Raw genomic sequence first — 21,565 nt, forward strand, 5'->3', positions numbered from 1 at the left:
TCCGTCATTGGCGCAGCATATCCCGGCCGACGATCATCCGCATCACCTGGTTGGTCCCTTCAAGGATCGAGTGGACCCGCAGATCGCGCCAGAACCGCTCGATCGGATAGTCCTTCAGGTAGCCGTAGCCACCGAACAGCTGCAGCGCGTCGTTCACGATCTTGCTCCCGCTATCGGTCGCCAGCCGCTTGGCCATCGCGGAAAAGCGCGTCTTGTCGGGCGCGTTGTCGCTGACCTTGGCGGCGGCGAGGTAGAGCAGGGCACGCGCGGCTTCGAGGTCGGTCGCCATGTCGGCGAGCATGAACTGGGTGTTCTGGAAATCGGCGATCGGCTGGCCGAACTGCTGGCGCTCCTTGGTGTACCGGACCGCCTCGTCGAGGCACCGCTGCGCACCCCCCAATGAGCAGGCGCCGATATTGAGCCGGCCACCGTCGAGCCCGGCCATGGCGAAGCGGAAGCCTTCGCCCTCTGCACCGACGCGGTTGGCGACGGGCACCCGGCAATCCTCGAAGATCAGCTGCGCGGTGGGCGACGCGTTCCAGCCGAGCTTCCGCTCCGGCGCGCCGTGGCTGAGGCCAGGGGTGCCCTTTTCGACCACCAGGCAGGTGATGCCCTTGCTGCGATCCTCGCTGGTGCGGACCATCACGACGTAGATGTCGTTGAACCCGCTGCCGGAGATGAACTGCTTGGTGCCGTTGATCACGTAGTGATCGCCATCGAGCACCGCGGTCGTCTTGAGCGCCGCGGCGTCGGAACCTGAACCCGGCTCCGTCAGGGCGTAGCTGGCGATATGCTCCATGCTGACCAGCTTGGGCAGGAAACGCGCCTTCACTTCCCCGCTGGCGAACCGGTCGATCATCCAACTCGACATGTTGTGGATCGAGATGAACGCCGATGTCGCGGGGCAGCCATAGGCCATCGCCTCCATGATCAGCGCCGCCTCCAGCCGGCCGAGGGCGATGCCGCCGCTTTCTTCCGAGACGTAGATCGACCCGAAGCCGAGCTCGCCCGCCGCCTGGACCACGTCGCGCGGGAAGTGGTGATCCTCGTCCCATTGGGAGGCGAACGGCGTGATGCGGTCGGCGGTGAACTTGCGCGCCATATCCTGGATGGCGAGTTGGTCGTCGGTAAGCTGGAACTGTCCGGTCATGCTGGTTGCGTTAGCCCATCGGGTTCAAGGTTCAAGCGGCACACTTGGTGTAGGTGAACGGCCCGCCCGGTTCCTCGCCGCCGCGCTCCGTGCGGGTGAGCGTATCGCCGCTGGCCGACAATTCGACATCGCGGGTCCAGCTCATGCCTTCGCCGCTGAAGGCGAAGTTCGCGCGAATCGCCGTGTCGCTGCTGCTCTTGATCGTGCCGAGCTTGCCGATCGATTCGTAGAACGTCAGCGTGGTCGGCGAAATCCGCAGCAGTCCCTTCGCGTCGCCGCGCGTGCTGGTGCAATCGGCGGGGACCATGCCCCAGTTGCCCTGCAGCGCCACCGGGATGCCGAATTCGGGAACGCCGGTGCCATCGGTGGCGGTCGCAGTCGCTGCTGGCGCCGGGGTCGCTGACGCGAGTGGAGTCGGCGTGCCGGCTGCGTTCGCGCTTGCGCTCGTTTCCGTCGTGGAATCCGTGTCCTGCTGGCAGGCGGCAAGCGCCAGGGGCAGTGCGGCGAGGGCGACGAAGCGCATTGCCGGGCTCACGCGAATGTCGGGATGTTGAAGGCGTTGGAGCCGTCGCCGCCCCCGTCGGGCCAGCGCTGAGTCACGGTCTTGACCTTGGTCCAGAACTTCATGCCCTCGGTGCCGTACTGGTTGGTGTCGCCGAACGCGCTGCGCTTCCACCCGCCGAAGCTGTGATAGGCGACCGGCACCGGGATCGGCACGTTGATCCCGACCATGCCGACGTTAACCCGGCTGGCGAACTCGCGCGCAGCGTGGCCGTTGCGGGTGAAGATCGCGACCCCGTTGCCGTACTGGTGCTTCGATGGCAGCGCGACCGCTTCCTCGAAGTCCTTGGCACGGACGATCTGGAGCACGGGGCCGAAGATCTCTTCCTTGTAGCTTTCCATGTCGGGGGTGACGTGGTCGATCAGCGTCGGCCCGACGAAGTAGCCGTTCTCGTGCCCCTGGAGGGTAAAGCCGCGCCCATCGACGACGATCTCGCCGCCTTCGGCCTCGGCGGTGTCGATCCACTGTTCGACCCGCGCCTTGTGCTCGGCGGTGACGACAGGACCGTAATGCGCGTCCTTGTCGGTCGAGACCCCGATGCGCAGCGCCTCGATCGCGGGGATCAGCTTTTCACGCAGGCGATTGGCCGTATCCTCACCCACCGGCACCACCACGGGCAGCGCCATGCAGCGCTCGCCGGCCGAACCGAAAGCCGCGCCCGCGAGGTCGTTGACCACCATGTCGAGATCGGCATCGGGCATCACGATGCCGTGGTTCTTGGCCCCGCCCATCGCCTGCACGCGCTTACCGGCGGCGACGCCGCGGTTGTAGACGTAGTGCGCGATGTCGGACGAGCCGACGAAGCTGACCGCGGCGATGTCGGGGTGGTCGAGGATAGCGTCGACCATCTCCTTGTCGCCGTGGACCACTTGCAGCAGCCCCTCGGGCGCGCCGGCCTCGAGGAACAGCTCGGCCAGCCGCACCGGCACGGATGGATCGCGCTCCGAAGGCTTGAGGATGAAGGCGTTGCCGGTGGCGATCGCCATGCCGAACATCCACATCGGGATCATCGCCGGGAAGTTGAACGGGGTGATGCCCGCCCCGATGCCGAGCGGCTGGCGCATCGAATAGACGTCGATGCCCGGCCCCGCGCCGATGGTGTATTCGCCCTTCTGCACCTGCGGGATGCCGCAGGCGTATTCGATCACCTCCAGCCCGCGCTGCACGTCGCCCAGCGCGTCGTCGATCACCTTGCCGTGTTCGGAGCTGAGCAGGTGCGCCAGTTCCTCGCGGTTGGCCTCGATCAGCTGCTTGTAGGCGAACATCACGCGCGCGCGCTTCTGCGGGTTGGTCGCCGCCCAGCCCGGCTGCACCGCCAGCGCCGATTGCACCGCGCGGTCGAGCAGCGCCGCGTCGCCCAGCGGCACGCGCGCCTGCACTTCGCCGGTGGAAGGGTTCATCACATCCTTGAAGCGGGTCGCGGCCGCGCCCGGGCCGCCGACCATGAAGTGATCGATGTCGCGCATGGGAAATCTCCTTTGCCGCTGCCTTGCGAGCGCAGGTGACGGAAATCAACCGGTTGCCGCTGAAACGATTGACCGGCGCGGCGGGGCCAAGCTAATGGCCGGCACACAGGGCTTCCCGCGAAGTCGTACTTCGCGGGGTCCCTCACAGGCGCGGGCATGATGTAGTGGTAGCCTGCCAGCTTCCCATGCTGGACGTGCGGGTTCGATTCCCGCTGCCCGCTCCACCTCCTTCAAACTTCGGTCACTTGCGCGGCAAGATTCTCTCGTGCTCCGGCGGCTTGCCATGCGCGGCGAAGGCGGCAATGCGCTTTGGCAGGGGAGGCACGCGCTTGGCGAATACGGAAGTAGTTACGGACGGCACCTTGCTGGGGCGCTTCGACGGTGAACGGCCGCCCGCGCCGCCGTGGTTCGAACAGGTGCTGGCCATCGAGCCTGAACGGTCGACCTTCGACGTCGATGGCGCCGCGATCGAGCTGCTGACCTGGGGCGAGGTGGGCCGGCCGGGTCTGCTGTTCCTCCACGGCAATGCCGCGCATGCCGACTGGTGGAGCTTCATCGCGCCGTTCTTTGCCGCCGACTATCGCTGCGCGGCGATCTCGTGGTCCGGCATGGGCCGCTCCGAATGGCGCGAGCGGTATGCGATCGCGACCTTTGCGAAAGAAGCTTTGACGGCGATCGAGGTGGCGGGCCTCGCCGCGTCAGGCGCGCCGCCGGTGATCGTCGCTCACTCGTTCGGCGGTTTTCCCACGCTGTATGTCTGTGCCGAGCACCCCGAGGCGATCGGCGGCGCGATGCTGGTCGATTCCGCCCCGCCGAAGCCCGGTGGCGGGCCGCCGCCCCGGCTGGCGGAGGGGCGATCGCAGCACAACCGCTATCCCACGCTGGCGCACGCCCTGCGCCGGTTCCGCTTCCTGCCTGAGCAGGAAACCGGCCGTCCCGAGCTGATCGACCACATCGCGCGCGGCGCGCTGCACGAGGTGCCGGCCGAGGGCGATTCCCCGGCCGGCTGGACCTGGCGGTTCGATCCGCAGTTCTGGGCGCATTTCGACCGCGGCGACCTGGCGGAAGGGCTGATCGCCCGCGCCCGCGCCCCGATCGGCATCATCCATGGAGTCCATTCCGCGCTGCTGACGCCGGAACGGGTCGCGGAGATGACGGCCGCCATCCCGGACCTGCGCTTTGTCACCGGCCTGCCGCACGCGGCGCACCACGTGATGGTCGACGATCCGCTGGGGTTGATCGACGCGATCCGCGACGGGCTGCCGAAGCTGGGCTAACCCCTAGCGAGGCGGCATCCGGATGCCGCCGTCGAGCCGGAACTGGTGCGCGTTGAGGTATCCGTTGCGCGCGATTTCCAACACCAGCGAGGCGAACTCCTCCGGCTCGCCCAGCCGCTTGGGGAACGGGACGCTCGCGTTCAGCTGGTCCCACATCTGCGGATTGCGGTCCTTCATCCCCAGCATCAGCGGGGTGGCGAAGATGCCCGGCATGATCGAATTGACCCGAATACCGAGGTCCATCAGATCGCGCGCCATCGGCAGGACCAGGCCGTTCACGCCAGCCTTGCAGCTGCCATAGATCACCTGACCGATCTGCCCGTCCTGCGCGGCGACCGAGGCGGTGAGGATGATCGCCCCGCGCTCCCCGTCGTCATTGAGCGGTTCGGCATTGGCCATGCCGAGCGCCGAAATCGAGGCGACGCGGTAGCTCGACACCAGGATGCCTTCGGCGCCGAACGCGTAATCTTCGGTCGAGACCCGCTTGTATCCGCCGCTTGCCTTGTCCCACCCGACCGTCTTGCCGCGCCGGCTGGTCATTGCGCAATGCACCGTCAGACGTTCCTGTCCGTGCGCGGAGCGGGCACGCTCAAAGCCATCGAGCACCGATTGTTCGTCGGTGATGTCGACCCTTGCGAACAGCCCGCCGATCGCCGCCGCGTGCGCCTCGCCCGCTTCTTCGTTCACGTCGAAGATGGTGACCTTGAAACCGGCTTCGGACAGGGCCTGCGCGCTGGCCTTGCCAAGACCGGAGGCGCCGCCGGTGACCACCGCTGCCAGGCCTGGTTCTAATTTCATGGTCGCTGTCCTCTCGCCTCAAGAATCGGCTGTCATCACCGTGTCTCCACGCTATCGCAGGGCACAGGCATGGTCGCCAAGAGGGTTCGCCGCATGACGTTTGAAATGCACCGCCGCACGTTCCTGTCCGCTACCGCCAGCGCGTTCGCCGCGCTCGCCGCAAGCGGTTGCTCGACCGTCCAGCGCCGCTCCACGGTCGGTTACGGTCCGCTGGTGGCCGACCCGGCCGGGTTGATGGACCTGCCGGCGGGCTTCACCTACCGGGTCATCTCGCAACTGGGCGACACGATGAGCGACGGCTTCACCGTGCCCGACGCCGCCGACGGGATGGGCTGCTTCGACCTGGGCGGCGGCAAGATCGCGCTGGTGCGCAATCACGAACTGATGCCGGGCAAGGACGGCGGCGGCGTCATGGGGCCCGCGTTCGACACCACGGGGCGCAGCCTGATCCCGTTGCCGGGCGGCACCACCACGATCGTGCTCGACGCGCGGACGCTGCAGGTGGAGAAACAGTATCGCAGCCTTGCCGGCACCATCCGCAACTGCGCGGGCGGCACGACCCCGTGGGGCAGCTGGCTGACCTGCGAGGAAGCGCCGTTCAAGGCCGATGGCCGCGTGGCCAACCAGGATCATGGCTGGACTTTCGAAGTGCCCGCGCGCACGCCGGGCCTGGTCGATCCGGTGCCGTTGAAGGCGATGGGGCGGTTCAATCACGAAGCCGCCTGCGTCGATCGGGCGACCGGTTATATCTATCAGACCGAGGACCGCGCGGATGGGCTGCTCTATCGGTTCATTCCCGACGTGCCCGGACAGCTGGCCAAAGGCGGCAAGCTGCAGGCGCTGGCGTTGACCGATGGCGTGCGCGACACCCGCAACTGGGACGGGATCACGGTTGCGCCGCAGAGCTGGCGCGGGGTGAAGTGGATCGATCTCGCCGACGTGGAAGCGCCCGCCGACGATCTGCGCAACCGCGGCGCGGCCGCTGGCGCCGCGCTGTTCGCGCGCGGGGAAGGCATCTGGATGGGTGACGGCGAGGCGTATTTCACCTGCACCAACGGGGGTAACGCGAAGCTGGGGCAGATCTATCGCCTCGACATGCGCGGCGAACGCGGGTCCGGCGGCAAGCTGCAGCTGTTCTTCGAATCGACCAGCGCGGACCAGTTCAATTACGGCGACAACCTGACGGTCGCGAACTGGGGCGACCTGATCGTGTGCGAGGATCAGTACACCGACGACGTCACCAATCATCTGCGCGGCATCACGCCCGAAGGCATCGCCTATCCGCTGGCGTTGCTGCGCCAGCAGACCGAGCTTGCGGGCGCCTGCTTCTCGCCCGATGGGCGGACGCTGTTCGTCAACGCCTACAGCCCGGCCAAGACGCTGGCGATCACCGGGCCCTGGATCTGATGAGGCGAGTGACCGGCCGGGGGTGTGACGAGCTGACCGCTTGAGCGCGTTCCTGTTTTCCCTGGCGGCGGTGTTCGCCGTGTCGCTGGGCGGTGGCGATCAGCTGCTGGCGGCGCGGCTGGCCGATCGAACGCGCCGAAGCGCTGGGTTGCTGGTGGTTGGGGCCATCGCCTCCGCGCTGTCGGCGCTGGCCATGGCGGTCGCCGGCCTTGCGTTTGCCCTGATCCTGCCGGAACCCGCCGCCGACATGCTGGTGGCGATCGCCTTGCTGGTCGCGGCGGTGGAGCTTGCCTGGCCGTGGCGGCGCAAGCTGCCCGAGGAGCCGACCCATTCGCTGTTCGCGACCCTGATCGTGCTGCTGGCGCGGCAGGTCGGCGATGCGGCGCGGTTCCTGGTGTTCGCCTTCGCGGCGGGCGGCTCCGCCTGGCTGGCGGGGGCAGGCGGAGCGCTGGGCGGCACCGCCGCCATCGCGCTGGGGGTGACGCTGGCGGCGGAGCTGGAACGGTGGCCGGTGCGCGCCATTCGCCTGACGCTGGCAGCGGTGGTCGCGATCGTCGGGGTGTACGCCGGGCTCGCCGCTCGCGGGATCATCGGCTAGGCGGGTGCAGGTGTCATCGCCCCACATCATCGAAGGCGCCAACGACGCCGAGGTCGCCCGGTGGATCGACCGGACGCTCGCCAACGCGCTGGCGTCGACCGCCGGCCCGATCGCGGTGACGGTGCCGGGTGGCTCGACCCCGTTTCCCATCATCGAGCGGCTGGCCGCGGCTCCGCTCGACTGGCGGCGGGTGACGGTGTGGCCGGGCGACGACCGGGTCGTGCCGGAGGATCACCCCGCTTCGAATACCGGCCGCATCCGCGCGCTGCTGGCACCGGCGGGCGCCGAAGTGGTGACGCTGACGGTGATGGAACAGGTCCCGCGCTTCACGCTTGCATGGCTGGGCATGGGTGAGGACGGGCACGTCGCCTCGCTGTTTCCGGGCAGCGAGCCGCGCGTCGATGATCCGGAATCGATCCGCCGCCTGACCCCCGATCCGCTGCCGCCCGAAGCGCCGTTCGACCGGATCACGCTGACCCTGCCGGCGCTGCTGGCCAGCGACGCCTTGTTGCTGGTGATCCGTGGCGCGGCCAAGCGGCGGGTGCTGGCTGACGCTATCGCCGGCCGCAGCGATACGCCGGTCGCGCGCCTGCTCGCCGCCGCCAGCCAGCCGGTCACATGCTTCACCTGATCCCGCGCCCGCTGCACCGGCTCGTCCTGCGCGCCGCACATGCGCTGCGGCAGCGCTGGCGCAGGCACCTGCGGCTGCCGATCCAGGGGGTGACGGTGTTCGTCACCGATCTTGAGGGCCGGTTGCTGCTGGTGCGGCACAGCTATGGGTCCGGCAGCTGGGCGCTGCCCGGCGGCGGGATGCGGCGGGACGAGAAGGCCGAGGATGCGGCAACGCGCGAGATCGCCGAGGAAGTCGGTTGCCGGCTGGAAGGCGCGCGCGTGCTCGAGGCGCTGGAGGAAACCCTGTCCGGCGCGCCGCACACCGCCTGGCTGGTCGCCGGGCGCACGCCCGACTGGCCACGCCCGGATCGCCGCGAAATCCTGGAGGCGCGGTTCTTCCCCACCCATTCGCTGCCCGAGCCACTGACGCGGTTGTCGCGCAGACGGATCGAGGCGTGGCGGGGGCAACTGCGCTAAAGCAACGACAGCTGCGCGTCGTCCCGAGCCGGCTCGGCCGCGCCGCCCCGGTCGAGGTTCGACAGCGTCAGGCCCATCAGCCGGATCGGCAGCGGCAGGGGCAGCGCTTCGTCGAGTAGCTCGCGCGCTACGCGGGCGAATTCGGTCTTGTCCGCCACCGCGTGAGGCAGCGATCGGGCGCGGGTCATGATCTGGAAATCGGTGTACTTCATCTTGAGCGTGACCGTGCGCCCCTTGGCCTCGTTGCGCTCGATCGAGGTCCACACGATGTCGATGATGCCCTCCAGCGTTTCGCGCAGGGCGGGGCCGGTGGAGATATCCTCGCTGAAAGTGCGCTCTCCGCCCACCGACTTGCGGATCCGGTTGGCGCGTACGGGGCGCAGGTCGATGCCGCGCGCCGCGCGATAGAGGTAATCGGCAAAGCTGCCAAAATGCGCGCGCATCCACGGCAGGTCCTTGGCGGCGAGATCGGCGCCGGTCGTGATGCCCAGCCGCGCCATCTTTTCCGCCCCCTTGGGCCCGACCCCGTGAAAGCGGCGGATCGGCAGCGACTGGACGAACGCCGCCCCCTGGCCCGGAAGGATCACGCACAGCCCGTCGGGCTTGTTCTGGTCGCTGGCGAGCTTGGCGAGGAACTTGTTGTAGCTGACCCCCGCGCTGGCAGTGAGCCGGGTATCCTCGCGGATGCGGCGGCGGATGTCCTGCGCGATCTTCGTCGCGCTGCCGATGCCCTTCAGATCATCCGTCACGTCGAGGTATGCCTCGTCGAGGCTCAGCGGCTCGACATGGGGGGTATAGTCGCGGAAGATCGCGCGGATCTGCTGGCTGACTTCCTTGTAGACGTCGAAGCGGTGACGCACGAACACCAGGTCCGGACACAATCGCCGCGCGGTGGCGCCGGGCATGGCGCTCCGCACGCCGAACCTCCTTGCCTCATAGCTGGCGGCGGCGACCACGCCGCGCGTGCCCGACCCGCCCACCGCCACCGGCAACCCGCGCAGCGAGGGGTCGTCGCGCTGCTCCACGCTGGCGAAGAAGGCGTCCATGTCGACATGGATGATCTTGCGCAGCCCTTGCGCGGTCTCCCCATCGTCATCATCTTCCTGGCTCACGGCGTACAGCTAGACCTTCACTCGGAAAATCGGAACTGGCCACGGCCTCGCAAGAGGTGCACCGCCGCCCCGCCATGCACGGACCTGCCACCCCCGCCGAAGAACGCACCTTCGCCGCGATGAGCGAGCGGCGGCTGGTGTTCATGATGGCTGCGCTGATGAGCCTGCAGGCGCTGGGGATCGATTCGATGCTGCCCGCGCTCGGCATGATCGGCGACGAACTGGGAGCGGTGGGCAACGAGCGCCAGCTGGTGATCGGCGCCTACCTGCTGGGATCGGGCCTGGGGGCGCTTGCCCCGGGCGTGCTGGCGGACCGGTTCGGCCGGCGGCCGATCCTGCTCGGCTCGATCGTCATCTACGCCGCGCTGTCGCTGGTCTGCGCGCTGGTCACCCAGTTCGAAGTGATGGTCGCCCTGCGGATGGGCCAGGCGTTCCTGACCGCCGGCCTTTCGGTGCTGCCCGCGGCGATCATCCGCGACCGGGTGGGCGGCGACCGGATGGCGCGGATGATGTCGACCATCATGGTCGTGTTCATGGTCGTCCCGGTGCTCGCGCCGTTCCTCGGCCAGACGGTGCTGCTGTTCGCCGGCTGGCGCTATATCTTCGTGTTGATGGCGGCGCTGGCGACGGTGATCGGCGTGTGGACGTGGTATGGTCTGCCCGAAAGCCTGCACGCCGAAGATCGCCAGCCGATCGCGCTGAAGCCGGTGTTCCGCAACATGCGCGAGGCGTTCCTGCGGCGCGACGCGATCGGCTATGTCATCGGTTCCAGCCTGGTGTTCGGCGCGCTGTTCGGGTTTCTCAATTCGGCCCAGCAGCTGGTCAGCGAAACCTTCCAGATGGGTCCGTACTTCCCGTTCATCTTCGGCGGCGCGGCGGCGGGGATGGCGCTGGCGAACTTCTTCAATTCGCGCATCGTGGAGCGGTTCGGCGCGCGGCGGGTCTCGCACACCGCGCTGATCGCCTTCATCGCCACCTCGGTGCTGCAGGTGCTCGCCGCCAGCCAGCAGGACGAGAAGCTGTGGCAGTTCCTGCCCCTGATGGCGGCCAACATGGCGCTGCTGGGCTTCGTCGGCGCGAACTTCGGCTCGATCGCGATGCAGCCGTTCCAGCATATCGCCGGGTCGGCATCGTCGGCGCAGTCGTTCCTGCGGATGGTCACCTCGGCCGTGCTGGGCGCGGTCATCGGCCAGGCGTTCGACGGCACCGCCCGGCCGCTGGCGTGGGCGCTGCTGATCGCGGGCGTCGTCAGCCTCGCCTGTGTGCTGTTCAGCGAGAAGGGCAAGCTGTTCCGCCGGCTTCACCCGCCGGAAGGGGCGCGCTAGGCCCCCAGCGTCCGCCACGCGAGCCCGGCAAATTCGCACAACAGCGGCCGGGTATCGCGCGGGTCGATGATGTCTTCCACGTTGAAGCGTTCGGCGCTTCTGAACGGGGAGGTCACCTTGCCCAGCCGCTCGCGGATGCCTTCGAGTTCCGCCGCCGGATCGTCCGCCGCCTCGATCTCCGATTTGTAGGCGACCTCCAGCCCGCCCGCGATTGGCAGGCTGCCCCAATCCCCTGACGGCCAGCAATAGCGGTATTGGTACCGGTCCGCGTTGGACATAGCGCTGCCCGCGATGCCGTATGCGCGGCGCAGCACCACGCTCGCCAGCGGGACGGTCGCCCGGTAGACCGCGTTCATCGCCTGCACGCCGTAGCGGATAGTGCCGGCCATCTCCGCCTCGCGCCCGATCATGAAGCCGGGGTTGTCGACCAGGTGGACGATCGGCAGGCGGAACTGGTCGGCGAGCTTCACCCAGCGTTCGACCTTCTCTGACGTCTTGGCGTCCCACGATCCGCCGAGATAGCTGGGGTCGCTCGCCAGGACCGCCACCGGCCAACCGTCGAGCCGGGCGAGTGCGGTGATCGCGGCGCGTCCCCACAGCCGGCCGATCTCGAACACCGTGCCCCGGTCGAAAACGAGGTCGAGCGCGCGGCGCATCGAATAGACCTGCTTGTCGCCGCGCGGGACGATGTCGAGCAGCGCCTCCTCGCGCCGGTCGGCGGGATCGCCGGTATCGATCCGGCGGGCGAGCTGGCCGGCGTATTCGGGCATGAACGACAGGAAGTGCCGCGCGCGGGCAAAGGCCTCTTCCTCCGACGCCACTTCGTCATCGACCACTCCGTTGCGCGCGTGGATGCCGCTGCCGCCGAGCGCTTCCTTGGCTTCTTCGTGATTGGCCGCGCCGCCTTTCCAGTTGTCCCCCAGCGCATCGACCACCGCGGGTCCGGCGGCGAAGATCTGGGACAGGCCCTTGACCATGATCGAATAGTGGCTGGCGACGATCCGCGCCGCGCCGAGCCCCGCCGTGGGGCCGAGCGCCAGCGCCACCACCGGCACGGTGTCAAGGTTCTGCACCACTTCGCCCCAGGGGGTCACGGCGGGGATATAGGTCGCGCCGATCTGCTCCAGCGTCTTGACCGAGCCGCCGCCGCCGGTGCCGTCGATCATGCGGATGATCGGCAGCTTGAGTTCGTGCGCCATCTTCTCGGCCTGGACCATCTTGCGCCCGATCCCGGCATCCGCCGCGCCGCCGCGAATGGTGAAGTCGTCCGCCGTGGCAACTACAGGGCGACCGTTGATCTCCGCCTTACCGAACAGAAACGGGGCGGGGAGGACGCCGGTCAGTTCGCCGTTTTCGTCGTAGCTGCCCTTACCGGCGATCTTGCCGATCTCGCGGAAACTGCCCGGATCGACCAGCGCCGCAAGCCGCGCGCGGGCGTCCATCTTGCCGCGGCCGTGCTGGCGCGCGACCTTGTCCGCGCCGCCCATCTGTTCGGCGAGCGCCTCGCGCCGGCGCAGCTCTTCGAGTTCCTTGGCCCAGGTCATTCCGTAGCGACAGCCTCCACGCGAGCCAGCAGCATTTCGACCTGCACCTGGCTGCCCTGGCTGACCGACAAATCGCTTACCGTGCCGGCGAATGGAGCGGTGAGCGCATGCTCCATCTTCATCGCTTCGAGCACCATCAGCCGCTGGCCGGCGGTGACCGCCTGGCCTTCCGTCACATCCACCGCGATGACCTTGCCCGGCATCGGCGCGACGATGTCACCGTCGTGAGCGGAGTGGGAGCCGGAGGGGTTGGCGCGGTCGGGTGAGAACTGGAACGCCGCTCCATCTTCGAAGAAGGTCCGCAGATCACCGTCACCGACGATGGTGCGAGCGTATCCCTGCCAAACTTCGGCATCGTCCAGCTCGACCGTCCGGACTGCACCGTCCACCCGGAGCCGGACGCTGTGCTCGGCGTCGCGGTTGAGGCGAAATCCGCGAAGGGTCTGGAGCATGAACTGGTCGGTGGCGGCTTGCGATCCTATCACTAGGTCATCTGCCGCGGCTTGCAACAGATTACCCGTAGGCTGCGGCGGATCGATCAGCCGATCCTGATTGTCGCCTATAAAGCCCGTGCTCAAATCGCCCCGGCGAAAGGCCGGCTCTGCCAACAAACACGCAAGGAACCAGGCGTTGGTCCTGACAGGTTCGATCTCCACCGACCGGCAAGCGTCCGTGAGGGTATCGATCGCCTCGTCCCGGTCCTCCCCCCAGGCGATCAGCTTGGCGATCATCGGATCGTAAAACGGTGAGATGTGGTCGCGCTCTTCAACCCCGGTGTCGATCCGGTCGCCAGAGAGGTGAAAATGATCGAGCGGACCAATGCTCGGCAGGAACCCCTTCGCGGGGTCCTCGGCATAGAGCCGCGCTTCCATGGCCCAGCCGTTGATCGACAGTTCGCTCTGCGCCAGCGGCAGGGGCTCCCCGCTGGCGACGCGCAGCTGCCACTCCACCAAGTCGACCCCGGTAATCTCCTCGGTCACGGGGTGTTCGACTTGTAGGCGGGTATTCATCTCCATGAAGAAGATGCGGTCGGCACGCAGGCCCTCGCTGGCGTCGGCGATGAATTCGATGGTGCCCGCCCCCTCGTAGTCGACCGCCTTGGCGGCGCGGACGGCGGCGGCGCAGATTCCTTCGCGGGTCGCCTCGTCCATTCCGGGGGCGGGGGCTTCCTCGATCACCTTCTGGTGGCGGCGCTGCAAGGAACAGTCGCGTTCGAACAGGTGGACCACGTTGCCGTGGCTGTCGCCGAACACCTGCACCTCGATGTGGCGCGGCGAGGTGATCCATTTTTCGAGCAGGACCTGATCGTTGCCGAAGCTCGCTGACGCCTCGCGCCGGCACGATTGCAGCATTTCCTCGAACTGCGCCGCGTCATCGACCTTGCGCATGCCCTTGCCACCGCCGCCGGCGACGGCCTTGATCAGCACCGGATAACCGATCGCGTCAGCCTCGCCCTTGAGGCGCTCGATGGACTGGTCGTCGCCCAGGTAGCCGGGCGTGACCGGCACGCCGGCGGCGATCATCCGCTCCTTTGCCGCGTCCTTCAGGCCCATCGCCTCGATGCTGTCGGGCTTGGGCCCGACCCAGATCAGTCCGGCCGCGATGACCGCGCGGGCGAAGTCGGCGTTCTCCGACAGGAAGCCGTAGCCCGGGTGGATGGCATCGGCGCCGGTGGCGTGCGCGGCGGCGATGATACGCTCGCCCACCAGGTAACTTTCGGCCGCGGGGGAGGGGCCGATATGCACCGCCTCGTCCGCTTGCCGCACGTGCAGGGCCTTGGCATCGGCATCGGAATAGACCGCCACGGTGGCGATCCCCATGGCGCGCGCGGTGCGGATGACGCGGCAGGCGATCTCGCCGCGATTGGCAATCAAAAGCTTGGTGATCATGGCGGCGGGGTTAGTGTGCGCCGGCGGACCCCGCAAGCGGCTCACTCGTCGGCGAGTGGCTTCATCGGCGGAGGCGGAATGGGCTGGGCCATGCGCACGTCGATCAGGATCGCGCCGCGGGTCCAGGCGGGCGGCTCGGGCGGTACTTCCGGCTTGTTGCGCACCGCCTCGCCGAACGCGGCGGCGACGTGGCGCAGTTTTTCCAGCCGGCCGATCACCACCCGGTGATCCCACGCGCGTGTCCCCAGTTCCACGACCCGCCGCCCGATCGCGCCATAGATGCGCGCCGCCGCCAGGATTGCCCAACGCTGGCGGAACGGCAGCTTGGCCGCGCCGAGCCGGGCATACGCCTCGTGCCGCTCCATCCGCCGGATCAGCCGCGCGGCCATGTCGGTCAGTTCCTGCCGGTGATGCGGCTTCAGGTGCTGGCCGGGTTCGATGTCCTCCTCGACCAGCCACTCGACCGGCAGGTAGCAGCGATCGGCCTTGTCATCCTCGTCTAGGTCGCGGGCGATGTTGGCGAGCTGAAATGCCAGGCCAAGGTCGCACGCCCGGTCGAGCATCCAGGAATCGTCGCGCGGCACCCCCATGACCTGCGCCATCATCACGCCCACCGCGCCGGCAACGTGATAGCAATAGCGCGCCAGGTCAGCCTCGCTGCGGGGTCGCCAGCCGCGCGCATCGAGCTCGAAGCCCATGATCACGTCTTCGGCCATTTCGCGGGTGAGGCCGCTTTCGCGCGCCACCAGGCCGAACGCGTCGAACGCGGGATCGGCGGTAGGCAGCCCTTCGAAAGCCCGCTCGGTCAGCAGGCGGATCGCGGTCAGCCGGCGCTCGGCGCCTTCCTCCTCGCCCAGCGTACCGCCGTGATCCTGGTTGTCGGCCAGGTCGTCGCACCGGCGGCACCAGGCATAGAGCAGCCACACCTTCTCGCGCGTGTCGCGGTCGAACAGGCGGCTGGCGAGGGCGAAGCTGCGCGACCCCTTGGCGATCGCGTGTTCGGCATAATCGACCAGGTCCTCCCGCTCGCGCCCCCCGCCGGCCTGGGACGGGGTGGTGCGCAGGATGCGGCTGGGCGCCAGCATCCGGGGAACGACCCGCCTTGGCTTCCTCATCGCGGCTGGCTCACAGTTCGCTCGCGCTCATCTGGAAGATCGGCGTGTGCGGGCGGTAGGCGGCCATCTTGTCGAGCAGGTCGGGCAAGGTGTCGGCGGCGACGATGATGTTCTGGTGCGCCGGCCGGACGAAGCCGACGTCCGCCATGTGGCGGTTGAACGCGATCAGGTGATCGTAGAACCCGAACGAATTGAGCAGGCCGACGGGCTTGGTGTGATAGCCCAGCTGCGCCCAGCTGACGGCCTCCCACAATTCGTCCATCGTGCCGACCCCGCCGGGGATGGTGACGAACCCGTCGGAAAGGTCGGTGAAGCGCTGCTTGCGCTCGTGCATTCCGCCGACGGTATAAAGCTCGGTGCAGTCGCGGTTGGCCACTTCGGAGCCGGCCAGCGCTTCGGGGATGACCCCGATGACCTCTCCACCCGCTGCCAGCGCACCCGAGGCGACCGCCCCCATCAGGCCCAGCCGGCCTCCGCCATAGACCACCCCGATCCCGCGCTCCGCCAGCCCGCGGCCGACGTCGCTGGCCAGTTCGATGTAGCGCGGATCGGCGGGGGTGGCGGATCCGCAATACACAGCCAGCCGCTTCATTGCGCCAGAACCTCGATCATCAGTCCCGCGGTGGTCTTCGCGCTCGCCACCACGCCCGGAATGCCCGCGCCCGGATGCGTGCCGGCACCTACGAGGTAGAAGTTCCTGATCACGTCATCCCGGTTATGGCCCCGGAAATAAGCACTTTGGGTCAGCACCGGTTCCAGGCTGAACGCGCTGCCCAGGTGGGCGTTGAGGTCGCTCGCGAAATCGCTGGGCGCGTAATGGAACTTGGTCACGATCCGATCGTGGATGTCGGGGATCAGCCGGCGGCCGAGTTCGTCGAGGATGCGCTTTTCCAGCATCGGACCGACTTCGTCCCAGTCCACCGCCAGCTTGCCCATGTGGGCGACCGGCACCAGCGCATAGAACGTGCTCTTGCCCGGGGGCGCCATGCTGGGATCGGTCACCGTGGGGTGATGGAGATAGATCGAGAAGTCCTGCGGCAGCACGCCGTGTTCGTAGATGTCGTCGAGCAACCCTTTGTAGCGCGGACCGAACAGGATCATGTGGTGCGGGATGCCGGGCCAGGTACCCTCCAGCCCGAAATGGACGACGAACAGCGACGGGCTGAAGCGCTTCCTGGCGAGCTTGCGCGCCTGGTCCGTGCCCCGCCGGGTCTGCCCCAGCAGGTCGCGATAGGTGTGGACCAGATCGCCGTTGCTGGCGACGGCGTGGAACCGTTCGCGCCAGCCGCTCTGCGTTTCCACCTCGGTCGCGCGGTCGCCGATCGTGTGCACCCGGGTGACCGGATCGTGCAGCCGCACCTCGCCGCCCAGCCGCTCGATATGGCGCACCATCGCGGCGGCAAGCCGGTTGGTGCCCCCGCGCGCCCACCACACGCCGCCGTCCTTCTCCAGCTTATGGATCAGCGCGTAGATCGCGCTGGTGGTCATCGGATTGCCCCCCACCAGCAGGGTGTGGAAGGAGAGCGCTTCGCGCAGCTTTTCCGATTTGATGTAACTCGACACCATCGAATAGACCGACCGCCACGCCTGATACTTGGCGAGCGCCGGGGCGGCCTTGATCATGCTGGCGAAATCGAGGAACGGCTTGGCGCCGAGCTTGACGTAACCCTGCTCGTACACCCCGGCGGAATAGCGCAGGAAATCCTCATACCCTGCGTAATCACCCGGCGCGACGCGGTCGATCTCCGCGCGTAGTCCCGCTTCGTCGTTCGAATAATCGAAGTTCACGCCGTCGGGCCAGTTGAGGCGATAGAACGGGCTGACCTGCATCAGTTCGACATCGGCCGCGATGTCGTGGCCGGACAGCGCCCATAGTTCCTTCAGGCAGTCGGGATCGGTGATGACGGTCGGGCCGGCGTCGAACGTGAAGCCGTCCCGCTCCCAGTAATATCCGCGGCCGCCGGGCTTGTCGCGCGCCTCCACCACCGTGGTCTTGATACCGGCCGATTGCAGCCGGATGGCGAGCGCCAGCCCGCCAAAGCCTGCGCCGATGATGCAGGCGCGCTTGCCGCCTTCCGATTGCGGCTGGGCATGGGCGGTCATGCCGCAGCCCTCGCCAGCGACGGTCCCGCGGTGGCGAGCGCGCGCATCGCGCCCAGCACGGGCACCGGGGGTTTGCCCAGCAGCACCCGCGCCTGGTCAAGGCGGGTGGAGCGGGCGGCGTAGAAGCGTTCGATCAGCGGGTGTGGCAAGCGATAGAACCTTTCAAAGATCTTGTAGCGATCGTCCGCCGCGCCGGCGCCGAACAGCATCCGGCCCAGGCGGCGGTAGAAAATCGTGTTCTGCCAGTGGTCGCGGGCGCGGCCCTCCAGCAGGTCGGCGAGCACGGATCCGGGCAGATCGGCGCTGCTCGCGATCGCCAGCGCGGTTTCGGCCGCGAACGGCAGGGTATAGCTGGTCAGCGGGTGCGCAAACCCGCCGCGCGCTCCGGCCACGGCGACCCCGGGGGTGCGGTGCGCGGCTTGAAACGCGGCGAAGTTTCCGCCGGTGATGACCGGCAACACGCCCGTTTCCTCAGCGACCGTGGCGCCCTCCCAACGGTTGCGCGCGCAGTATCGATCAATCCGCGGCGCGAGCACGGCGGGATCGAGCGCCGGACTGTTGGCGTAATAGGTGTCTTCGACGAACAATTCGTCCGGCGTCAGGGGAAGCGTGTAGACGAACCGATAGGCGCCATGCTGCGCGACGGCAGCGTCCATGATGATCGGCCGGTCCAGTCCGTGTGGCACGCGCGTGCGCAGATGCCGGCCCATGAAAACCTGCCAGCCGCCAGCCAGCGAAGGCGCGGCGTCGATCCCGCGCGCATCGATCACCGTCCGTGCCGCGATCCGCTCCCCGCCCGAAAGCACGATCCCGGCAGCGTCGAGCGCGGCGATCGGGCAACTGGTGCGGATCGCCTCTCGCGGCAGCAGGCGCCGCAGTGCGCGGTCGAACGCGGCCGAGTTCAATGATCGGTACGGGGTGCTCAACTCGCGCGAGTGGGCGGGAAAGCGCACCGAATAGCCGTTCCATCGGGCCGGTTCGAAGTGATCGAGCAATGCGGTGCCGGCGTGGTCCAGGTCGGTTATGAACCAGCTCCAGCGATGGTTGCCGCCCAGAGTTTCGCCGCCCTCGACCACCGTCACTGCGAGATCCGGGCGCGCCTGCCGCAGCGCCAGCGCGATCAGCCCTCCGGCCAGACCGCCGCCGGCGATCGCGATATCTGTCGAGCGCCCGTTCATGCGCCCCTGCCCTAGGACGCATCGGCGCATCCGGCAACGCCTCCCGTCGTTCGCGCAGCGCGCCATCCCGGGGCGGGTCGGTCAGGAACGCTGGCACCCGTGAACGGTTTGCTTCGGTACAACAGGGGTACATGAACATGAGGACTATTATTTCGGGCGCGTGCCTGTCCGTCGCGCTGGCCGCTTCGCCGGTGCTGGCGCAGGACAGCGGCGCCTCTTCCGGGCCGCCGGCGGACATCGACATGACCGACACCGTCTATGATGATACCTGGATCAGCCTGGGCGTGGGGGTTGGCTATGGCCCCAGCTATGACGGGTCGGACGATTACGTCGCCTTCCCCGCGCCGATCGTCCAGGGCCGGGTCGCGGGGATCGGCATCCAGCCGCGCCCGGCGGGTCTCGCGGTCGATTTCATCCCCGACGCGGCAGACGGGGTAGGCTTCGCCTTCGGGCCGGTGGCACGCGTGCGCACCAACCGCGCGCGGCAGATCAAGGATCCGGTGGTCCGCGCCGCGGGCAAGCTGGATACCGCGATCGAGGTCGGCGCCAACGCCGGGATCAGTCTGCCGCGGGTGCTGAACCCTTACGATTCGCTCAGCTTCGGCGCCGATGCGCTGTGGGACGTGGGCGGGGCGCACGAAGGGATGACCTTCACCCCGTCGGTCACTTACTTCACCCCTCTCAGCCGCGGAATGGCAGCCTCGCTGTCGCTGTCGGCGGAGCATGGCGACGACGACTTCGCGCGCTATTACTATTCGGTGAGCCCGGCGCAGAGCGTCGCCAGCGGATTGCCGGTCTACAACGCCGACGGCGGCTGGAACAAGGCGGGCGCGACGTTGCTGACGGCGTTCGATTTCGATGGCGACCTGACCAACGGGGGCCTGTCGGCGGTGCTGATCGGCGGTTATTCGCGGATGCTTGGCGATGCCAAACGCACGCCGTTCACCAGCATTCGCGGCAGCGCCGACCAGTGGTTCACGGCGGTGGGAGTCGGCTACACCTTCTGATCTTCGGACGGGGTACGACCAGGCGCGGGCGCTCACTGGCGCGCGCGGTCGGTTGCCGCTTGCAACGAATCTGCCGCTCCGCCATCCTCGATCAGAGGCCCGATAACGGGCGGGAGAGGATCACGCATGCACGCGCCGGCGACAGCCACCACGATCGACAAGGACGCCCTGCGCGCCAAGTACGCCGAAGAACGCGACAAGCGGCTGCGGGCCGAGGGTTCGTCGCAGTATTTGCGGCTCGAACGCGAATTCGCCGAGCTGGCGGCTGACCCTTATACCCCGATCACCCCGCGCGAGCCGCTGACCGATCACGTGACGTTCGCTTTCATCGGCGGCGGGTTCGCGGGGCTGGTCGTCGGCGCGCGGCTGAAGCAGGCCGGGATCACCGATGTGCGTATCGTCGAGAAGGGCGGCGATTTCGGCGGCACCTGGTACTGGAACCGGTACCCCGGCGCGCAGTGCGACACCGCGAGCATGATCTACATGCCGCTGCTCGAAGAAACCGGCCACATGCCGAGCGAGAAGTACGCGCACGCGCCCGAGATCCGCAACCACTGCAGCCGCATCGGCGAGACTTTCGGCCTGTACGACAAGGCGCTGTTCCATACCGAGGTGACGGGCCTGGAATGGAACGAGGGCGACAAGCTGTGGACCGTGCGCACGAACCGCGGCGATACGTTCACCGCCAAGTACGTCGGCATGGGCACCGGGCCGCTGCACGTCGCCAAGTTGCCGGGTCTGCCGGGAATCGAGACCTTCAGGGGCAAGGCGTTCCACACCAGCCGGTGGGATTATGCCTACACCGGCGGCAACCCCGAAGGCGCGCCCATGACGGGTCTTGCCGACAAGCGGGTGGCGATCATCGGCACCGGCGCGACGTCGGTCCAGGCGGTGCCGCACCTGGCGCGCGATGCGAAGGAACTGTACGTGTTCCAGCGCACCCCGTCATCAGTCGACCGCCGCGACAACGCGCCGCTGGATGACGACTGGTTCGCCAGCGTCGCGGAGCCGGGTTGGCAGCGCAAATGGCAGGACAACTTCGCCGCCAACCTCGGCGCCGGCTTCCCGGCCGAAGACCTTGTCAAGGACGGGTGGACCGATCTTGCCAAGCGGATGCGCGCCAACCTGCGCACCGTGCCGCCGTCCGAGTGGACCCCCGCCCGGATGATGGCGGCGTTCGAGGATGCCGATTACGAGAAGATGGAGCAGATCCGCCGCCGCGCCGAGGAACTGGTCAACGATCCGAACACCGCCGACGACCTGAAGGCATGGTATCGCCAGTTGTGCAAGCGGCCGTGCTTTCACGACGAATACCTGCAGGCGTTCAACCGGCCCGGCGTGAAGCTGATCCACACCGATGGGCAGGGCGTGTCCGCGATCACCGAAAAGGGCGTGATGGCCAACGGCACCGAGTACGAGGTCGACTGCATCATCTACGCCTCGGGGTTCGAGGTTTCGACCGACTACGTCGCGCGCGCCGGGTTCGACGCGGTGGGGCGGGACGGGCGAACGCTGTCGGAATACTGGGCCGGGGGGATGCGCACGCTCCACGGGTTGCACATCAACGGCTTTCCCAACCTGTTCATGGTCCAGCCGGCGCAAGCGGCCAACTTCATCGCCAACGTGCCGCACAACATCGTCGACCACGCCGATACCATCGCCAGCGTGGTGTCCGCCGCCGAGGAGCGCGGCGCGGCGACGGTGGAGCCGACGGCTGAGGCCGAGCAGGCCTGGCTCGACCTGCTGCGCACGGGCCCCGCGCGCGCGATCGGCAGCACGGAGTGCACGCCCGGATACTACAACAACGAGGGCAAGGGCTGGGGCGAGGACGCGCCGTTGTTCGTCGGCCACCCCGGCGGCGCGCTGGCGTACTTCGCGCACATTGATGCGTGGCGGAAATCGGGCCGGTTCGAAGGTCTGGAGTTCACCTAGACAGCCCGCCGGC

The 21,565-nt window shown here is 68.1% G+C and carries 19 protein-coding genes and 1 tRNA gene; 9 read left to right on the plus strand and 11 right to left on the minus strand.

Going from position 1 to position 21,565, the window contains the following annotated elements; genetic code table 11:
• Nucleotides 1–4: 4 nt before the first annotated feature.
• The 3 genes from E0504_RS11580 to E0504_RS11590 are packed head-to-tail and all read right to left on the minus strand — an operon-like array spanning nucleotide 5 to nucleotide 3,178.
• The gene (locus tag E0504_RS11580) at nucleotides 5–1,150 is read right to left on the minus strand and encodes an acyl-CoA dehydrogenase family protein (protein ID WP_131624191.1); all 1,146 of its coding nucleotides are present in this window, start codon (nucleotides 1,148–1,150) and stop codon (nucleotides 5–7) included.
• Nucleotides 1,151–1,181: 31 nt separating this feature from the next.
• Complete coding sequence (locus tag E0504_RS51275; RefSeq protein ID WP_207912484.1) at nucleotides 1,182–1,673, minus strand: hypothetical protein; 492 nt, start codon at nucleotides 1,671–1,673, stop codon at nucleotides 1,182–1,184.
• 8 nt (nucleotides 1,674–1,681) lie between these two features.
• The gene (locus E0504_RS11590) at nucleotides 1,682–3,178 is read right to left on the minus strand and encodes a CoA-acylating methylmalonate-semialdehyde dehydrogenase (protein WP_131624193.1); all 1,497 of its coding nucleotides are present in this window, start codon (nucleotides 3,176–3,178) and stop codon (nucleotides 1,682–1,684) included.
• Between the two features lie 150 nt (nucleotides 3,179–3,328).
• On the opposite strand from E0504_RS11590, the gene E0504_RS11595 reads away from it, so the two are divergent.
• Both E0504_RS11595 and E0504_RS11600 read left to right on the plus strand, forming a co-directional pair.
• A tRNA-Gly gene (locus E0504_RS11595) sits at nucleotides 3,329–3,402 on the plus strand.
• Nucleotides 3,403–3,540: 138 nt separating this feature from the next.
• Nucleotides 3,541–4,455, plus strand: coding sequence for an alpha/beta fold hydrolase (locus E0504_RS11600; protein ID WP_207912485.1), 915 nt, complete (start codon nucleotides 3,541–3,543; stop codon nucleotides 4,453–4,455).
• 3 nt (nucleotides 4,456–4,458) lie between these two features.
• Here the strand turns inward: E0504_RS11600 and E0504_RS11605 are convergent, their stop codons facing one another.
• Nucleotides 4,459–5,253: an SDR family oxidoreductase gene (locus tag E0504_RS11605; protein WP_131624195.1), complete on the minus strand. Its 795-nt coding sequence runs from the start codon at nucleotides 5,251–5,253 to the stop codon at nucleotides 4,459–4,461.
• A 93-nt stretch (nucleotides 5,254–5,346) separates the two neighbouring features.
• Between E0504_RS11605 and E0504_RS11610 the strand changes: the two genes are divergently transcribed.
• From E0504_RS11610 to E0504_RS11625, 4 genes are read left to right on the plus strand one after another with little or no spacing between them, the layout of a single operon-like run.
• Nucleotides 5,347–6,660, plus strand: a complete 1,314-nt coding sequence (locus E0504_RS11610) for an alkaline phosphatase PhoX (RefSeq protein ID WP_207912487.1) — start codon at nucleotides 5,347–5,349, stop codon at nucleotides 6,658–6,660.
• 40 nt (nucleotides 6,661–6,700) lie between these two features.
• Nucleotides 6,701–7,258 (plus strand): hypothetical protein, encoded by a 558-nt coding sequence (locus E0504_RS11615; RefSeq protein WP_131624197.1) that lies wholly within the window; start codon nucleotides 6,701–6,703, stop codon nucleotides 7,256–7,258.
• A gap of 10 nt (nucleotides 7,259–7,268) precedes the next feature.
• Complete coding sequence (locus E0504_RS11620) at nucleotides 7,269–7,889, plus strand: 6-phosphogluconolactonase (protein ID WP_131624199.1); 621 nt, start codon at nucleotides 7,269–7,271, stop codon at nucleotides 7,887–7,889.
• A complete protein-coding gene (locus tag E0504_RS11625) occupies nucleotides 7,877–8,347 on the plus strand; it encodes an NUDIX domain-containing protein (RefSeq protein ID WP_131624201.1) in 471 nt (156 codons plus the stop codon). Before E0504_RS11620 ends, E0504_RS11625 begins: the two co-directional genes overlap by 13 nt.
• Here the strand turns inward: E0504_RS11625 and dinB are convergent.
• On the minus strand, nucleotides 8,344–9,459 hold the full coding sequence (gene dinB, locus E0504_RS11630; RefSeq protein ID WP_207912488.1) for a DNA polymerase IV: 1,116 nt from the start codon (nucleotides 9,457–9,459) through the stop codon (nucleotides 8,344–8,346). The two genes, E0504_RS11625 and dinB, sit on opposite strands and share 4 nt — an antisense overlap.
• Before the next feature lie 74 nt (nucleotides 9,460–9,533).
• Between dinB and E0504_RS11635 the strand changes: the two genes are divergently transcribed.
• Nucleotides 9,534–10,784 carry a multidrug effflux MFS transporter gene (locus tag E0504_RS11635; protein ID WP_131624203.1) on the plus strand — a complete coding sequence of 417 codons (1,251 nt, stop codon included), beginning with the start codon at nucleotides 9,534–9,536 and terminating at the stop codon, nucleotides 10,782–10,784.
• Here the strand turns inward: E0504_RS11635 and E0504_RS11640 are convergent.
• Genes E0504_RS11640 through crtY form a run of 6 tightly spaced genes read right to left on the minus strand, consistent with a single transcriptional unit; the run spans nucleotide 10,781 to nucleotide 18,613 of the window.
• Complete coding sequence (locus E0504_RS11640; RefSeq protein ID WP_131624205.1) at nucleotides 10,781–12,328, minus strand: acyl-CoA carboxylase subunit beta; 1,548 nt, start codon at nucleotides 12,326–12,328, stop codon at nucleotides 10,781–10,783. The genes E0504_RS11635 and E0504_RS11640 overlap by 4 nt on opposite strands.
• Nucleotides 12,325–14,217 carry an acetyl/propionyl/methylcrotonyl-CoA carboxylase subunit alpha gene (locus tag E0504_RS11645; protein ID WP_131624207.1) on the minus strand — a complete coding sequence of 631 codons (1,893 nt, stop codon included), beginning with the start codon at nucleotides 14,215–14,217 and terminating at the stop codon, nucleotides 12,325–12,327. The genes E0504_RS11640 and E0504_RS11645 overlap by 4 nt, the downstream gene beginning before the upstream one ends.
• A gap of 41 nt (nucleotides 14,218–14,258) precedes the next feature.
• Nucleotides 14,259–15,302 carry a phytoene/squalene synthase family protein gene (locus tag E0504_RS11650; protein ID WP_207912489.1) on the minus strand — a complete coding sequence of 348 codons (1,044 nt, stop codon included), beginning with the start codon at nucleotides 15,300–15,302 and terminating at the stop codon, nucleotides 14,259–14,261.
• A 40-nt stretch (nucleotides 15,303–15,342) separates the two neighbouring features.
• The gene (locus tag E0504_RS11655; protein ID WP_131624210.1) at nucleotides 15,343–15,924 is read right to left on the minus strand and encodes a TIGR00730 family Rossman fold protein; all 582 of its coding nucleotides are present in this window, start codon (nucleotides 15,922–15,924) and stop codon (nucleotides 15,343–15,345) included.
• A complete protein-coding gene (locus E0504_RS11660) occupies nucleotides 15,921–17,435 on the minus strand; it encodes a phytoene desaturase (RefSeq protein WP_131624212.1) in 1,515 nt (504 codons plus the stop codon). Before E0504_RS11660 ends, E0504_RS11655 begins: the two co-directional genes overlap by 4 nt.
• Nucleotides 17,432–18,613, minus strand: a complete 1,182-nt coding sequence (gene crtY, locus E0504_RS11665; RefSeq protein WP_131624214.1) for a lycopene beta-cyclase CrtY — start codon at nucleotides 18,611–18,613, stop codon at nucleotides 17,432–17,434. Before crtY ends, E0504_RS11660 begins: the two co-directional genes overlap by 4 nt.
• A gap of 242 nt (nucleotides 18,614–18,855) precedes the next feature.
• On the opposite strand from crtY, the gene E0504_RS11670 reads away from it, so the two are divergent.
• Both E0504_RS11670 and E0504_RS11675 read left to right on the plus strand, forming a co-directional pair.
• Nucleotides 18,856–19,620: a MipA/OmpV family protein gene (locus E0504_RS11670; RefSeq protein WP_207912490.1), complete on the plus strand. Its 765-nt coding sequence runs from the start codon at nucleotides 18,856–18,858 to the stop codon at nucleotides 19,618–19,620.
• A 126-nt stretch (nucleotides 19,621–19,746) separates the two neighbouring features.
• On the plus strand, nucleotides 19,747–21,552 hold the full coding sequence (locus E0504_RS11675) for an NAD(P)/FAD-dependent oxidoreductase (protein ID WP_131624218.1): 1,806 nt from the start codon (nucleotides 19,747–19,749) through the stop codon (nucleotides 21,550–21,552).
• Nucleotides 21,553–21,565: the final 13 nt, after the last annotated feature.

This window comes from Parafrankia sp. BMG5.11 (assembly GCF_004337455.1).

What these genes read in the sequence shown, in the direction of transcription:
- E0504_RS11580 (WP_131624191.1), bottom strand. Translation starts at nt 1,150, where the DNA reads ATGACCGGACAGTTCCAGCTTACCGACGACCAACTCGCCATCCAGGAT.
- E0504_RS51275 (WP_207912484.1), bottom strand. Translation starts at nt 1,673, where the DNA reads ATGCGCTTCGTCGCCCTCGCCGCACTGCCCCTGGCGCTTGCCGCCTGC.
- E0504_RS11590 (WP_131624193.1), bottom strand. Translation starts at nt 3,178, where the DNA reads ATGCGCGACATCGATCACTTCATGGTCGGCGGCCCGGGCGCGGCCGCG.
- E0504_RS11605 (WP_131624195.1), bottom strand. Translation starts at nt 5,253, where the DNA reads ATGAAATTAGAACCAGGCCTGGCAGCGGTGGTCACCGGCGGCGCCTCC.
- E0504_RS11610 (WP_207912487.1), top strand. Translation starts at nt 5,347, where the DNA reads ATGACGTTTGAAATGCACCGCCGCACGTTCCTGTCCGCTACCGCCAGC.
- E0504_RS11625 (WP_131624201.1), top strand. Translation starts at nt 7,877, where the DNA reads ATGCTTCACCTGATCCCGCGCCCGCTGCACCGGCTCGTCCTGCGCGCC.
- E0504_RS11635 (WP_131624203.1), top strand. Translation starts at nt 9,534, where the DNA reads ATGCACGGACCTGCCACCCCCGCCGAAGAACGCACCTTCGCCGCGATG.
- E0504_RS11640 (WP_131624205.1), bottom strand. Translation starts at nt 12,328, where the DNA reads ATGACCTGGGCCAAGGAACTCGAAGAGCTGCGCCGGCGCGAGGCGCTC.
- E0504_RS11645 (WP_131624207.1), bottom strand. Translation starts at nt 14,217, where the DNA reads ATGATCACCAAGCTTTTGATTGCCAATCGCGGCGAGATCGCCTGCCGC.
- E0504_RS11650 (WP_207912489.1), bottom strand. Translation starts at nt 15,302, where the DNA reads ATGCTGGCGCCCAGCCGCATCCTGCGCACCACCCCGTCCCAGGCCGGC.
- E0504_RS11655 (WP_131624210.1), bottom strand. Translation starts at nt 15,924, where the DNA reads ATGAAGCGGCTGGCTGTGTATTGCGGATCCGCCACCCCCGCCGATCCG.
- E0504_RS11660 (WP_131624212.1), bottom strand. Translation starts at nt 17,435, where the DNA reads ATGACCGCCCATGCCCAGCCGCAATCGGAAGGCGGCAAGCGCGCCTGC.
- crtY (WP_131624214.1), bottom strand. Translation starts at nt 18,613, where the DNA reads ATGAACGGGCGCTCGACAGATATCGCGATCGCCGGCGGCGGTCTGGCC.
- E0504_RS11670 (WP_207912490.1), top strand. Translation starts at nt 18,856, where the DNA reads ATGACCGACACCGTCTATGATGATACCTGGATCAGCCTGGGCGTGGGG.
- E0504_RS11675 (WP_131624218.1), top strand. Translation starts at nt 19,747, where the DNA reads ATGCACGCGCCGGCGACAGCCACCACGATCGACAAGGACGCCCTGCGC.